14 protein-coding genes and 1 pseudogene are annotated in these 13,417 nt (G+C 68.4%); 9 read left to right on the forward strand and 6 right to left on the reverse strand.

Going from position 1 to position 13,417, the window contains the following annotated elements; translation table 11 throughout:
• Window position 1 precedes the first annotated feature (1 nt).
• The 3 genes from ACEI37_RS06385 to ACEI37_RS06395 all read left to right on the forward strand — a co-directional run bounded on the left by ACEI37_RS06385 (window position 2) and on the right by ACEI37_RS06395 (window position 3,927).
• Window positions 2-1,105 carry a putative 2-aminoethylphosphonate ABC transporter ATP-binding protein gene (locus tag ACEI37_RS06385; protein WP_373377725.1) on the forward strand — a complete coding sequence of 368 codons (1,104 nt, stop codon included), beginning with the start codon at window positions 2-4 and terminating at the stop codon, window positions 1,103-1,105.
• The gene (locus ACEI37_RS06390; protein WP_373375937.1) at window positions 1,102-2,829 is read left to right on the forward strand and encodes a putative 2-aminoethylphosphonate ABC transporter permease subunit; all 1,728 of its coding nucleotides are present in this window, start codon (window positions 1,102-1,104) and stop codon (window positions 2,827-2,829) included. The genes ACEI37_RS06385 and ACEI37_RS06390 overlap by 4 nt, the downstream gene beginning before the upstream one ends.
• 63 nt (window positions 2,830-2,892) lie before the next feature.
• Window positions 2,893-3,927, forward strand: coding sequence for a putative 2-aminoethylphosphonate ABC transporter substrate-binding protein (locus ACEI37_RS06395; RefSeq protein WP_373375938.1), 1,035 nt, complete (start codon window positions 2,893-2,895; stop codon window positions 3,925-3,927).
• Window positions 3,928-4,014: 87 nt separating this feature from the next.
• Here ACEI37_RS06395 and ACEI37_RS06400 read toward each other — a convergent pair whose 3' ends face one another.
• On the reverse strand, window positions 4,015-4,338 hold the full coding sequence (locus tag ACEI37_RS06400) for a PadR family transcriptional regulator (protein ID WP_373375939.1): 324 nt from the start codon (window positions 4,336-4,338) through the stop codon (window positions 4,015-4,017).
• Between the two features lie 507 nt (window positions 4,339-4,845).
• On the opposite strand from ACEI37_RS06400, the gene ACEI37_RS06405 reads away from it, so the two are divergent.
• The 3 genes and pseudogenes from ACEI37_RS06405 (at window position 4,846) to ACEI37_RS06415 (ending at window position 6,413) form a co-directional block, all read left to right on the forward strand.
• Window positions 4,846-5,775, forward strand: coding sequence for a DMT family transporter (locus ACEI37_RS06405; RefSeq protein ID WP_373375940.1), 930 nt, complete (start codon window positions 4,846-4,848; stop codon window positions 5,773-5,775).
• 72 nt (window positions 5,776-5,847) lie between these two features.
• Window positions 5,848-6,100, forward strand: a pseudogene (locus tag ACEI37_RS06410) (type II toxin-antitoxin system RelE/ParE family toxin).
• Window positions 6,084-6,413: a helix-turn-helix domain-containing protein gene (locus ACEI37_RS06415; protein WP_373375941.1), complete on the forward strand. Its 330-nt coding sequence runs from the start codon at window positions 6,084-6,086 to the stop codon at window positions 6,411-6,413. Before ACEI37_RS06410 ends, ACEI37_RS06415 begins: the two are co-directional and overlap by 17 nt.
• A 14-nt stretch (window positions 6,414-6,427) precedes the next feature.
• Here ACEI37_RS06415 and ACEI37_RS06420 read toward each other — a convergent pair whose 3' ends face one another.
• The 4 genes from ACEI37_RS06420 to ACEI37_RS06435 form a co-directional block, all read right to left on the reverse strand.
• The gene (locus ACEI37_RS06420; protein ID WP_062804044.1) at window positions 6,428-6,685 is read right to left on the reverse strand and encodes a hypothetical protein; all 258 of its coding nucleotides are present in this window, start codon (window positions 6,683-6,685) and stop codon (window positions 6,428-6,430) included.
• Between the two features lie 44 nt (window positions 6,686-6,729).
• Window positions 6,730-7,218, reverse strand: a complete 489-nt coding sequence (gene fur, locus ACEI37_RS06425; RefSeq protein ID WP_373375942.1) for a ferric iron uptake transcriptional regulator — start codon at window positions 7,216-7,218, stop codon at window positions 6,730-6,732.
• A 506-nt stretch (window positions 7,219-7,724) separates the two neighbouring features.
• Window positions 7,725-9,332: a gamma-glutamyltransferase gene (gene ggt, locus ACEI37_RS06430; protein WP_373377726.1), complete on the reverse strand. Its 1,608-nt coding sequence runs from the start codon at window positions 9,330-9,332 to the stop codon at window positions 7,725-7,727.
• A gap of 43 nt (window positions 9,333-9,375) precedes the next feature.
• Complete coding sequence (locus ACEI37_RS06435) at window positions 9,376-10,359, reverse strand: Bug family tripartite tricarboxylate transporter substrate binding protein (protein ID WP_373375943.1); 984 nt, start codon at window positions 10,357-10,359, stop codon at window positions 9,376-9,378.
• Window positions 10,360-10,480: 121 nt separating this feature from the next.
• On the opposite strand from ACEI37_RS06435, the gene ACEI37_RS06440 reads away from it, so the two are divergent.
• The 3 genes from ACEI37_RS06440 to ACEI37_RS06450 all read left to right on the forward strand — a co-directional run bounded on the left by ACEI37_RS06440 (window position 10,481) and on the right by ACEI37_RS06450 (window position 12,482).
• The gene (locus ACEI37_RS06440; RefSeq protein WP_373375944.1) at window positions 10,481-11,446 is read left to right on the forward strand and encodes a LysR family transcriptional regulator; all 966 of its coding nucleotides are present in this window, start codon (window positions 10,481-10,483) and stop codon (window positions 11,444-11,446) included.
• Between the two features lie 202 nt (window positions 11,447-11,648).
• The gene (locus tag ACEI37_RS06445) at window positions 11,649-11,999 is read left to right on the forward strand and encodes a hydroxyquinol 1,2-dioxygenase (protein WP_373375945.1); all 351 of its coding nucleotides are present in this window, start codon (window positions 11,649-11,651) and stop codon (window positions 11,997-11,999) included.
• Window positions 12,000-12,062: 63 nt separating this feature from the next.
• Window positions 12,063-12,482 (forward strand): organic hydroperoxide resistance protein, encoded by a 420-nt coding sequence (locus tag ACEI37_RS06450; protein WP_373375946.1) that lies wholly within the window; start codon window positions 12,063-12,065, stop codon window positions 12,480-12,482.
• Window positions 12,483-12,570: 88 nt separating this feature from the next.
• On the opposite strand, the gene ACEI37_RS06455 is transcribed toward ACEI37_RS06450, so the two are convergent.
• Window positions 12,571-13,281 carry an SDR family NAD(P)-dependent oxidoreductase gene (locus ACEI37_RS06455; protein ID WP_373375947.1) on the reverse strand — a complete coding sequence of 237 codons (711 nt, stop codon included), beginning with the start codon at window positions 13,279-13,281 and terminating at the stop codon, window positions 12,571-12,573.
• Between the last annotated feature and the right edge of the window lie 136 nt (window positions 13,282-13,417).

A 13,417-nucleotide genomic window follows, 5' to 3' on the forward strand; every position in this document is an offset into this window, starting at 1 on the left:
GATGCAGGCAGGCAAGCCAACGCAGGGCAGGGCGTTCCTGGCCGTGGAGCAGGTCAGCAAGCGCTTTGGCGGCTCCGGCGGCTTCCTCGCGCTGGACGGCGTGTCGCTGTCGGTGGGGCAGGGCGAGCTGCTGTGCCTGCTGGGCCCGTCCGGCTGCGGCAAGACCACGCTGCTACGCATCATCGCCGGCCTGGAGCGCGAGGACGCCGGCCGCATCCACGCCGGCGCGCGCGAGCTGACCGGCCTGCCGCCGCAGGCGCGCGACTACGGCATCCTGTTCCAGTCCTACGCGCTGTTCCCCAACCTGACCGTGGCGCAGAACGTTGCCTACGGCCTGCACGGGCGCGGCATGGGGCGCGCGCACCGCGACGCGCGCGTGTCCGAGATGCTCGACCTGGTCGGCCTGGCCGGCAGCGAACGCAAGTTCCCGGGGCAGCTTTCCGGCGGCCAGCAGCAGCGAGTGGCGATGGCCCGCGCGCTGGCGCCGGCGCCGTCGCTGCTGTTGCTGGATGAGCCGATGTCGGCGCTCGACGCGCGCGTGCGCGAGCACCTGCGCGTGGAACTGCGTCAGCTGCAGCGCCGCCTGAACATCACCACCGTGATGGTCACGCACGACCAGGAAGAGGCCATGACCATGGCCGACCGCATCGCCGTGATGGATGGCGGGCGCATCGTGCAGGCGGGCACGCCCGCCGAGATCTACGAGCAGCCGGCGTCGGCCTTTGTCGCCGGCTTTGTCGGGCAGGCCAACTGGCTGCCCGGGCACAGCGCGCCGGCCGGGCGCTTCACGATCGGCGAAGGCAGTCAGGCGGTCGAGTTGCAGGTCGACGCGCCGCAGCCGCTGGCGGGCGCCGGCCGGCTGTGCTGCCGCCCGGAGGCCGTGCGGCTGGACCCGGACCCCGCCGAGCCCAACCGGCTGCTGGCGCGCGTGGTCGACCAGACCTACCTGGGCAACCGCTACCGGCTGGCGCTGGAAGCCGACCGCCTGCCCGGCCTGACGCTGTTTGCCGACGTGGCGCGCGAGGCGCGGCACCGGCTGCCCGAGGCGGGCGGCCACAAGTTCTGGATCGCCTTGCCGGCAACGGCGCTGCGGGTGTTCGCATGATGCGCGCCGCCACCGCCTTGCTGCCGGCGCAAGCACCGGCGTCCCGGCAGCGCGGCACCGGCCTGGCCGCGCGGCTGGCGCACGGGGCTCCCGCCGCGATGAAGTGGCTGTGGCTGGCCGGGCTTGGCGTGGGCCTGCTGCTGCCTTTGCTGGCGCTGTTCCGCCAGGCCTGGTTCGATGGCGCGGGCCAGTGGGTGCTGGGCGCGCGCATGGCCGCGCTGGTATCCGGCCCCAACTTCCTGCCGATGCTCGGGCGCAGCGTGGCGGTGTCGCTGACGGTGGTGGCGCTGGTGGTGCCGCTGGCGTTCGGCTTCGCCTATGCGCTGCAGCGCTCCTGCATCGCACTGCGGCCGCTGTGGCGCTGCATGGCGCTGCTGCCGCTGTTCGCGCCGTCGCTATTGCCGGCGATCGCACTGGTCTACCTGTTCGGCAACCAGGGCATCTTCCGCGACGCCTTCGGCCCGGGTGGCATCTACGGCTTCTGGGGCATCGTGCTGGGCGAGGCCTTCTACACCTTCCCGCATGCGCTGATGGTGCTGGTGGCGACGCTGTCACTGGCCGATGCGCGCCTCTACGAAGCGGCGCGCGCGATGGGCGCCGGCCCGTGGCGGACCTTCCGCACCGTGACGCTGCCGGCCGCGCGCCAGGGCCTGTTCGCCGCGGCCTGCCTGGTGCTGACGCTGGTGATCACGGACTTCGGCGTGCCCAAGGTGGTGGGCGGTGGCTACCCGGTGCTGGCGCTCGAGGCGTACAAGGCCGTGGTGGGGCAGCAGCAGTTCGACCGCGGCGCGCTGATCGGCATGCTGCTGCTGGCGCCGGCGTTGCTGACCTTTGCCGTCGACATGGCGCTGCAGCGGCACCAGCGCACGCAGCTGGGCAGCCGCGCGCAGGTGTACGTGCCGGCGCCCGAGCGCGGCCGCGACAGCGCCTGCCTGCTGCTGGTGCTGGTCGTCAGCGCCGCGCTGCTGACGGTGGTCGTCACTGCGGTGGGCGCGTCGCTGGTCAAGCTGTGGCCGTACAACCTGAGCCTGACGCTGGCGCACTACGACTTCGACAACGTGGACGGCGGCGGCTGGCTGGCCTACCGCAACAGCCTGAAGCTGTCCGTACTGACCGCGCTGGCCGGCACCGTGGCGATCTTCCTCGGCGCCTGGCTGACGCTGCGCACGCGCGGACCGGCCTGGCTGCATGGCGTGCTGCGCGCCGGCTTCCTGCTGCCGATGGCGGTGCCGGGCCTGGTGCTGGGGCTGGGCTATGTGTTTTTCTTCAACGCGCCCGGCAATCCACTGCACGCGCTGTACGGCACCATGGCGCTGCTGGTGCTGTGCAATGTCGCGCACTGCTACACCACCGGCCACCTGACCGCGGCCGCCGCCCTGCGCCAGCTCGACCAGGAGTTCGAGGCCGCCGCGCTGTCGCTGGGCGTGGCGCCGCTGCTGACGTGCTGGCGCGTGACCGTGCCGGTGTGCCTGCCGGCGTTGCTCGACATTTTCCGCTACCTGTTCGTGTCGTCGATGACGACGGTCTCGGCGGTGATCTTCCTGTACAGCCCCGACACCGTGCTGGCCGCGATCTCGGTGCTGAACATGGACGATGCCGGCGATACCGCGCCCGCCGCGGCGATGTCGACGCTGATCCTGCTGACCGCCGTGCTGGCCGCGCTGTTGCTGCATGCGCTCTCGGCCGGCTGGCTGCGCCGCGCGCAGCGCTGGCGCGCCGGCTGAGCCTTCCGTTTTGTCATCCCGCTGCACTGCGCAACACACTGACCGATTCCAAAGGAGGAAACCATGTCCCGCATCACCCGCCTTTCCGCGGCCATTGCAACCGTGGCCGCCGCCACGCTGCCGCTGCTGGCCGGCCACGCCGCCGCCGCCACCGTGCTGACGGTCTACACCGCGCTCGAAGCCGACCAGATCGCCGCCTACAAGGCCGCGTTCGAGAAGGTGCATCCCGATATCGAGATCAAGTGGGTGCGCGACTCCACCGGCATCGTCACCGCCAAGCTGCTGGCGGAAAAGGCCGCGCCGCGCGCCGACGCGGTGTGGGGCCTGGCCGGTTCCAGCCTGGCCATCCTGGACAAGGAGGGCATGCTCGACCCGTACGCGCCGAAGAACCTGGCCGCGATCGACGCCCGGTACCGCAGCCCGGCTAACCCGCCGGCATGGGTCGGCATGGACGTGTGGGGCGCGGCGATCTGCTTCAACACGGTCGAGGCGCAGAAGCAGGGCCTGCCCAAGCCCGCCTCGTGGGCCGACCTGACCAAGCCCATCTATGCCGGCAAGGTGGTGATGCCGCATCCGGCCTCGTCGGGCACGGGCTTCCTCGATGTCAGCGCATGGCTGCAGATGATGGGCGAGCAGAAGGGCTGGCAGTACATGGATGCCCTGCACAAGAACATCGGCCTGTACACGCACTCGGGTTCCAAGCCGTGCAAGATGGCCGCGCAGGGCGAGTTCCCGATCGGCATCGCGTTCGAGTACCGTGCCATGAAGTCGAAGAAGGAAGGCGCGCCGATCGATATCGTGCTACCCAGCGAAGGCCTGGGCTGGGACATCGAGGCCACCGCCATCGTCAAGGGCACGAAGCATCTCGATGCGGCGCGCAAGCTGGCCGACTTCTCGGCGTCGCGCGAGGCGATGGCGCTGTATGAAAAGAACTTCGCGGTGCTGGCCGTGCCCGGCATCGCCAGGCCCGATGCGCTGCTGCCGGCGGACTACGAGAAGCGCCTGATCAAGAACGACTTCCGCTGGGCCAGCGATAACCGCGACCGCATCCTGGCCGAATGGAGCAAGCGCTACGAAGGGAAGGCGGAGAAGAAGTAAGGCCGTTGGGCCGGGCGCCGCGGCACCCACAGCGGCCCGCAGAAACGGGTACGCCGGCGGCGCCGCGGCCGCCGATTCCGGCCCAATTCAGGTGGAGCGTTGGGGGTCGTCGGACACGGGCAGGCCGGCGTGCAGGCGGCGGTAGAGTTCGTCGATGCGCTGGCGGCTGGCCTGCAGTTCTTCGCGGCCGCGTTCGGTCAGCAGGTAGACCCGGCCGATGCCGTCGCGCAGCACGCTTTCCAGGTAGCCTTCCATTTGCAGCGCGCGCAGCAGGGGCCGCACCGATCCGATATCGACCTGGAAGCCGTACTCCAGCAGCATGTCGGCCAGCATGGCCACGGTGGCGGGGACTTCCAGCGCGAATTGCAGGACGTAGACGCGGGCCAGCAGGCCCAGGAACTGTCGTTTCATGTGGATTGGCAACGCGGCCGGCGCCGCGCCGGTTGACGCAGGATGCGGGCAATGTGATGCCGGCAGCGCCGCGCGACGGGGGCCAACGGGGATGTCGCCTGCCGGTGCACCGGGCAGCGCGCATTTTACCGGATCAAAAAAAGAAGCCGCCAGGAGGCCTGGCGGCTTGTCGGGAATGCGTCGGAGGGGTCAATTAACTCTGGCGCAGACCAGATTTTAATTTAATCGAATACGGATTGTCACGCGTCGGTGACGCGTCCCCTCCTGCGAGGGGGTGATGGTGAGAGCTGGCGGTAAGAAAGTGATGTTTTTGTGTGACATTGTGCAGAAAACGGCGCCTAAGAGCCGTGTAGATTCGTCAACGTAGCGCATAGTCGACCAAGTAGTGAGGGCACGCGCAAGCGCCGGGCTGGGGGCACAGGTCCGAATCCGGCTTGCGGCGAACGCGGCGGCGGCGTCCAATGCGGCATCGCCGACCTTGCCGGCGGGCCCCGCCTCGCCTGACCGATGAAACCGATCGACCTGTTTCGCTTGCTGGCCCTGGCCGCCCTGTGGGGCGCCAGCTTCCTGTTTATCCGCATCGGTGCGCCGGTGCTGGGGCCGATGCCGACGGCCTTCCTCCGCGTGTTGATCGGTGCGCTGACGCTGGCGGCGTGCCTGCCGCTGCTGGGCCTGCGCTGGGACATGCAGGGCAAGTGGCCCGCGGTGCTGGCGCTGGGGGTGGTCAACTCCGGTATTCCGTTCACGATGTATGCGGTGGCGGCGCTGTGGCTGCCGGCCGGTTACTCGGCCGTGTTCAACGCCATGACTCCGCTGATGGGCGTGCTGATCGGCGCCATCGCCTTTTCGGAACCGCTGACGCGGGCCAAAGCGCTGGGCGTGGTGCTCGGGGTGGCGGGCGTCGCGGTGCTGACCCGCACCGGGCCGGTGGCTTTTTCGTCGGAAGTGTTGCTGGGCGCGCTGGCCTGCCTGTTCGCCACCGCGTGCTACGGCCTGTCGGGCTTCCTTGCCCGGCGCTGGATCACGCAGCGCGGCGGGCTGGACAGCCGGCTGGTCGCGGCCGGCAGCCTGGTCGGCGCGGGCGCCTTCCTGCTGCCTTTCTGCATCGCCGCGCTGTGGCGCCACAATACGCTGCCCGACGCCGCTGCCGGTGTCTGGGCGGCCATGCTGGGGCTGGGCACGCTGTGCACGGCGCTGGCCTACATCCTGTATTACCGGCTGATCGCCGACCTCGGTCCGGTGCGGTCGCTGTCCGTCACCTTCCTGATCCCGCCGTTCGGCATCGTCTGGGGCGCGCTGTTCCTGGGCGAGGCGCTGTCATGGGCGCATGCCGCCGGCGGCGCGCTGATCGGCATGGCGGTGTGGCTGGTATTGCGGCCGGGGACGGCAGCACAGACCGGAACCCGGCAGGCCACCGGCGCTGCCGCCGAACGATGAATTGAAAACGTGAGAGACTTATAATTCAGCCGAAACATGCTTCGGGGCTTATAATCTCCTTATATTCGAGTGATGAACTCGATATTTTGGACGCAAGAGCCTCGAAGCAGGTCCTCGGCTCGACAAGCCGATGCGCGTCACTATCGTGGATGCGGTGGAAGCCTTGGCATACATGCCGAACTGCCAGCACGTCAAAGCGCTGGCCGGTCATGTCTATGGCGCTCGGCTGAGGGTTGGCAATTACCGCGTGCTGTTCGACTGGGACGGTGCCATACGAATCGTGGAAATTCAGGAAGTGAAGAAACGGGATGAACGAACCTACTAACCTTCAGACGATCGTTGGGGCGGACGGCAAGCCGGCTTTTGTCGTGATCCCGTACGGAGATTACCTCACGCGATTTGCCCATGCCGCGGACCTGATCCCGCATGCCGTGGTCCGGCGCGTGCTAATCGATGACGTACCGCCGCTGCGTGCCTGGCGCGAACATCTTGGCCTGACGCAGGCGGAAGTCGCCGCGCGGCTTGGCATCTCGCAGTCTGCCTACGCGCAGCAGGAAAACAGTACCCGACTGCGCAAGACATCGCGCGAGCGGATTGCCGCAGCGCTAGGCATCACGGCGGCACAACTCGATATCTGATCTGAGTAGCCGGATCAGGCCTGCGCCGCTGTGCCCACGTTGTACTGCTCGCGCACCATCATCACCACGCGACGGGCCTGGCGCCAGTGACGCACGGCGTCGGCTTCGCTGCGTTCGGGGAAATCGACCTCGGCGCTCCAGTTGCAGCCGGTGTGGTCGGGACGGTGCACGCACACCGCGCGCAGCTGGCAGTCCTGGCAGCCAGGCTCCTGGCGCAGGCACAGGTTGATCAGGTGCTTCAGTTCAGACAGGGGTTTGGTCAGGCGCTCCATGGATGACTCCGTCAGGCGCGCGACATGCGGCGGCGGGGGCGGGATCAGGCGCTGGCCGGCAGGTCCGGCATGCGCTCTGCGTCGACGGCGTCGGCACGGCATTGCGGGCATACGCCGTACAGCACCAGCATATGCTCGCGCAGCACAAAGGCGTTGTCGGCGGCGACCTGGCGCTGGCGCTGCTCGATGCTCTCGTCGCGGAATTCCTCCACGCGGCCGCACGCCACGCAGATCAGGTGGTCGTGGTGACCGCCTTCGTTCAGTTCAAATACGGCGTGGTCCGACTCGAAGCTGTGCCGCAGCAGGATATCGGCCTGCACCAGCTGGTTGAGCACGCGGTACACCGTCGACAGCCCGGCATCCTCGTCCTGCGTCAGCAGGATGCGATAGACATCTTCCGCGCTCAGGTGGCGCCTGGCGCTGGTGCGGAACACTTCAAGGATGCGCATCCGCGGCGACGTCGCCTTCAGGCCAGCGCGCTTGAGATGGATCGGGTTGGTGCTCTCGGATGACATGGCGGATGGCATAGGCATGCTGCGGCTGGCGCCCCGCAGTCAGGGCGGCGCCCGGCCTGGCGCCGCACGGGGCACGGCGTCAGTGGCTTGGCGGGATTTCAGGCGGGAAGCGCCAGGGCCGGCCGGGCGCTGGCGCTCCCGTCCCTGGCGGCGCGACGTGCCTGCACGGCGCGCGGAATAAAAAGGTGGCCTGGCTTGCCGCCGGAAGACGCGATCGGGAAAGCGGGGTCTGGTTGCTTTCCCGATCTTCCGGCGACTGGCTACTACCAAACGCTCCGCGTGACGGAGCGGTCCCCACAAAAGTCGGTATCGAAGGCCGCGGGGGCGGCATCCGGAAATCTGTCATGCCTGCCAGCGCTGACTGCCGTCGCGTGCCGCGCGGTGCCAGCCTGGCCGGTCTGCCCGCGCCGTCCGGTGCTTGCTTCGGTACACCGTGCGTCAGGCAGTGATTGGATAGTAAATGGGAATCGATCTCATTACAAGGAAAATTTTCGGGGTGAGGGATTTTTGGCCCGCGATGTCTCTCAGGCGATCTCCGTCTCCAGCGCCACCCCGTCCCGGCCGGGGTCCGCCCCGCCATCCAGCTGCCCGTTCGCCAGCCGGATCGCATGCACCCAGGCAATGGTGTAGTTGTACGGATTGCGAATCACCTCATAGCCTTGCGCTTCCAGTTCCGCGGTCAAATAGCGCGGAATCCGGTTGCACACGTCGATGGCATTGCTGGTCGACGAGAAGCGCGGCGCCGACACGGCCGGCTGCATCGCCATGCCGAAATCCACCACGTTCAGGATGGCCTGCAGCACCCCCATGGCGATCTGGGTGCCGCCCGGCGCGCCGAGCACGATCTCGGGCTTGCCGTCGCGGAACACGATCGAAGGGCAGGACGAAGTGAAGCGCCGCTTGCCCGGCGCGATGCTGCCGGCGCGGCCCGGGCGCGGATCGAACACGCCCATGCAGCCGTTGTGCAAAAAGCCCAGCCCCGGCGTCATCACGCCCGACGGCATCGCCAGCGAATGCGTCAGCGCAATGCAGTTGCCCTCGCCATCGACCACCGACAGGTGCGTGGTATCGCGCGGCACCACATGACCGGGATTGACGCGGGCAATGTCGACCTTGTCGCCGGCGACGATGCGTGCTGCCAGCTCGCTGGCATAGCCTTTGTCGAGCAGGCGCGCCAGCGGCACGTCGACAAAGGCCGGATCGCCGACGTGCAGGTCCTTGTCGCGGGTGGCCGCCTTCATCGCCTCACAGACAATTCGCAGGTATTCCGGCGTGTTGTGGCCGATCCGCGCCAGGTCGAAGCGCTCGAGGATGTTCAGCATCTCGATCAGCATCACGCCGCCGCCCGGCGGCTGGTTGGTGGTGATGGTGCGGTCGCGATAGGTGCCGGTCAGCGGCGCGGTGCGCTCCACTTGGTATTCCGCCAGGTCCGCGCGCGACAGCAGCCCGCCGTTGGCTTCCATGTCGGCGACGATGCGCCCGGCGATATCATGCAGATAGAACGCGTCCGCGCCTTCGCGCGCGATTTGTTCGAGGGTGTCGGCGAAGCCGGGATTGCGCAGCGGCGTGCCGATGGTCTTGGGCGATCCGTCTTCGCGGCAATAGAGGCGCCGGCCATCGGCGCTGTACGCCAGGCGTTCCCGGTTGCTGGCGCGGCCCAGCGTGCCTTCGTCGATCCAGAACGCATACATGCCCGGCCGCACGAAATAGCCGTCGCGCGCCCAGCGGATCGCCGGCGCGATGACTTCCTGCCAGGGCAGCCTGCCGTAGCTGCGGTGAATCGCCTCCAGCCCGCGCAGCGTGCCCGGCGTGGCGATCGACTGGTAGCCGATGTCGTTGAGCCGGTCCTTGACGAAGAAGCCGAAGCCGTCGCGGGCCTCGCCTTCCAGCTTGTCGGCCCACATGTCCGGCGTGGCGCGCGCCGGTGCGGTGGCGTGGAAATCGATGTACTCGTGCGCCTGGTGCGACGGCATATACACCGCGGCGGTACCGAACCCGGCGATGCCGCACATCAGCGGATCGACCACGGTCTGGGCAAACGCGCAGGCGACGGCGGCGTCCGCCGCATTGCCGCCGGCCCGCAGGATTTCGATGCCTGCTTCCGCCGCTTCGGGCTGCGGGCAGACGACCATGCCTTTTTTCATTGTGACCTCGGGATCTGGTGTCGGGTGGGCTTCAGTTGGCGCGCAGGTTCAGGTCGCCGATGGCGTCCTTCCACTTGACCGTGTCGCGCGCGGTCAGCTCGGCCAGCTTGCCGACCGGCCCGGGCATCGGCGTGACCTGCATCGCGCGCAGCTTGTCGACCACCGCGGGATCCGACAGGAATTTCTGCGTGGCCGCATGCATGCGCCGGATCGGCTCCGCGGGCGTGCCGGCCTTGGCGGCGATGCCCGACCAGCCGATGTCCTCGAAGCCCTTCAGGCCGATTTCCGGCGCCGCCGGCACGTCCGGCAGGTCCGGCACGCGTTTCGCGGCGAACACCACCAGCGGCACCAGCTTGCCGGCGCGGATCTGCGGCAGTGCGGTGCTGAGCACCGGCGCCATCACCTGCGTTTCGCCCGAGACCGTGGCGATCACGCCATCAGGCTCGCCCTTGTAAGGAACATGGGTCATGCGCAGGCCGCGCTGCTTGAGCAGCATCTCGACCACCAGGTGGGTCGAATTGCCGAGTCCCGACGAGGCGAAATTGATCGCGCCGGGTTTGGCGCGCGCCGCTTCAGCAAGGTTGTCCAGCGTGCGCAGGCCGGTCTGCGGATTGGCCACCAGCACGAACGGCACGTTGGTCAGGGTTGCGACCGGCGTGAAATCCTTCTCGGGGGAATAGGCCAGCGGCGCGTAGGCGAACTTGTTCAGCACCATCTGCGACACGCCCGCCAGGAACAGCGTGCAGCCGTCCGCGGGCTGCGCCAGCACCGACTTGGCGGCGATCACGCCGCCGGCGCCGGGCTTGTTCTCCACCACCACCGTGGTGCCGAGTTCCTTGCCGGCATGCTCGGCCCACATGCGCGCGATGGTGTCGGTGCTGCCGCCGGCTTGCTGGGATACCACCAGGCGGATGGGCCGGTTCGAGCCTGCCTCGCCGCAGCTCCAGGCGGGCACGGCCAGGCCCAGGCCAACCGCCGCGACGGCCAGGTACGAAATAACTGAGAGTTTCTTCATAGGTAGAAAGCCTGAGAACAATGTGAGGAAGCTGAGAACGCCCGGGAACGCCTGCGCATTATTGAATTGGCTTACCATGAGCGCCAGTGAATTGTTCCGATAGATGTATTAGTAAACACTCATGACTGATCCTGCAGATAGCGTCGCCTGGGCGCGCCGGCTGCGCATGCGGCATCTCGAATCCTTCCTGATCCTGCTCGACGCCGGGACGCTGTCCGCGGCGGCGCAGCGCCTGCACATGACGCAATCGGCGATGTCGCACTGGCTGGGCGAGATGGAAGCGCTCGCGGGCGCACGGCTGCTGGTGCGCGGGCGCCGGCTTCAGCTCACGCCCGCCGGCGATGCGGTGCGCAAGCTGGCGCTGCGAGTGCTGGGCGAGGTGTCGCGCGCGCATGAAGAACTGGGTTCGATCGCCAAGGGCGCGGTGGCGCGGCTGCATGTCGGCAGCGTCTTTGCCGGCGTGGCGCATCTGGTGCCGAGCGCTATCGTCAGCTTCCAGCGGGCGCAGCCCAACGTGCAGATCGAGGTCACGGAAGGCGTCTTCAATACCTTGCTGGAGCGGCTCGAGCGACGCGACTACGACGTCATCGTCGGCTCCATCGACGCGCGCGCCTATGGCCCGCACCTGGCGCACGAGGTGCTGTTCGAGGATGGCATCGGCGTGGTGGTGGCACGGCATCATCCGCTCGCGGGGCGCCAGCGCATCGCCTGGCGCGACCTGTTCGCCTTCCCGTGGGTGATGCCGCCGCGCGAGACCCTGATGCGGACCCGGCTCGACACCGTGCTGCTGGAGCGCGGCGCGGCCGGGCTGCAGCCGCGCGTGGAAACCGGTTCCGTGCTGACGCTGGAAGCGGTGCTGCGCGGCACTGACTACATCGGCGTCTGTTCCGGCGCGATGGCGCGCCACCTGGAAGCGCTGGGCCTGCTGCGCGTGCTGCCCGTGGCCGACGCCGAATCGTTCGGCCCGGTGGGCGCGGTATGGCGCCAGGGTGGGGCAGGCGAGGTTGTGCACGCGTTTGTGCGCAGCTTGCGTGAGGAAGCGGGGCGCCTGGGGCTGGGTGAAGAGCCGGACGCAACGGCCGGTTAGTCGACACGGGTGGGCGCCGCCACTTTGTACCGCTTTGTATCCGGCCTCTGGCCCCGACACGGCGGCTGACAAAGGCGGCCCGCATCGGCTACATGGCCGATACACCGGTCACCTTAAATACGTTCCGTGGCCGCGGCGTCGGATACCCCGAAAGCGAAAGCCGGCCCGCTCAACCCTCAACGTGAACTTAAGGAAACCGATCATGACTACCCAAATCGCCCGCCGCTTTGTCCTCGCCCTCGCCCTCGCTGCCGCCGCTGCCGGCGCACAGGCCGCCAGCTTCTCCGCCGCCGGCGCACGCGACCCGTTCACCGACGGTGCCCGCAGCGCGGTGGATGCCCGCGACCCGTACAGCGAGGGCGCGCGCTCGGTCCAGGAGCCGCGCAGCCCGTACAGCGATGGCGCCCGCAGCGTCGACCCGTTCAGCGACGGTGCGCGCAACGTCGATCCCTACACCGACGGCGCCCGTTCGGTCGCCGGGCTTGACCGCAGCGGCGTGTCGGCGGACCCGGCGCGCAGCATCGATCCGTATCTCGACGGCGCCTACGCCTGAGCCGTGCCGGCCGGCACGCCGGCCCGGTTCATCTCCACCAACACCACGCAACAGGAACCAGACATGACCCGTATCGAGAAAGTGCTGTACACCGGCAAGGTCCATATCACCGCGGGCGGCCGCGACGGCGAGGCGCGCAGCAACGATGGCCGCCTCAACCTGCAGCTGTCCTCGCCAGGCTCGCGCGGCGCCGGCACCAACCCGGAGCAATTGCTGGCGGCGGGCTGGTCGGCATGCTTTATCGGCGCGATCGGGCTGGCCGCCGGCAAGCGGCAAATCAAGCTGCCGTCGGACCTGTCGGTCGATGCCGAGATCGACCTGGGCATGGCGGGCGACGCCTACCTGCTGCAGGCCCGGCTCAATGTCAGCATTCCCGGCATCGAGCGCGAGCTGGCGCAGGGGCTGGTCGATACCGCGCACCAGACCTGTCCGTACTCCAAGGCGCTGCGCGGCAACGTCCACGTCGAGACCCGGCTGGTCTGAAGCAAGGGGCTGCCTGATCGCGAGGCAGCCCCCATCCTGCATCTCATGACCGCGGCAGCCCTGGGCTGCCGCGGTCGCTTGCCGCTGGTCAATGGCCGGCGCTCTGCCCGCCATCGACGTGCAGGATCTCGCCGGTCACAAATGGCGCCGAATCCAGGTACAGCACGGCGTCGACGATATCGCGCATCTCCCCCATATGGCCCATCGGGTGCAGCGCGCCCAGGGCCGCGTGGGTCTCGGGCGCGTGCATCGGCGACTTGATGATGCCGGGCGAGACGGCGTTGGCGCGGATGCCGGTGCGGGCGTATTCGATCGCCAGCGAGCGGGTGGCCGCATTCAGGCCGCCCTTGGTCAGCGAGGCCAGCACCGAAGGCACGCCGCTGAGGGCATGGTCGACCAGGCTGGTGGTGATGCTGACCACGTGGCCGCTGCGCTGTTTCTCCATCTCGGCGACGGCCATCTGCGTGATATGGAAAAAGCCGGCCAGGTTGATGCCGGTGACCGCTGTGTAGTCCGCGCCGGTATAGCTGGTGAACGGCTTGGCAACGAAGATGCCGGCGTTGTTGACGAGCGTATCGATACGACCGAACCTGGCCACGCCCTCGGCGATGACGCGGCGCGCGGTGGCCGGGTCGGCCAGGTCTCCGGCGACGGCCAGGAGGTCCTGGTCGTCGGACGGGCGGATGCTGCGCGCCGTGGCGACGACGCGATCGCCGCGTTCGCGGAAGGCCTTGACCAGTTCCGCGCCTATGCCCTGCGATGCGCCTGTGATGACGACGACTTTCTGTGCTGCACTCATGTTTTCACCTCGATGTAGGTTGGTCCGGCTAGCGTGCCGATCGGGCCCGCGGCGCCGATGGGTTCCAATCTAGGGGCTCGGGCCGGCCTTTCGAAGGCACTGGCCGGACAAACAGTTATGCGTGGCGCGTACTAAT

Origin of the sequence: Cupriavidus nantongensis (assembly GCF_041726985.1) — a bacterium.
Classification (GTDB): Bacteria; Pseudomonadota; Gammaproteobacteria; order Burkholderiales; family Burkholderiaceae; genus Cupriavidus; species Cupriavidus nantongensis_A.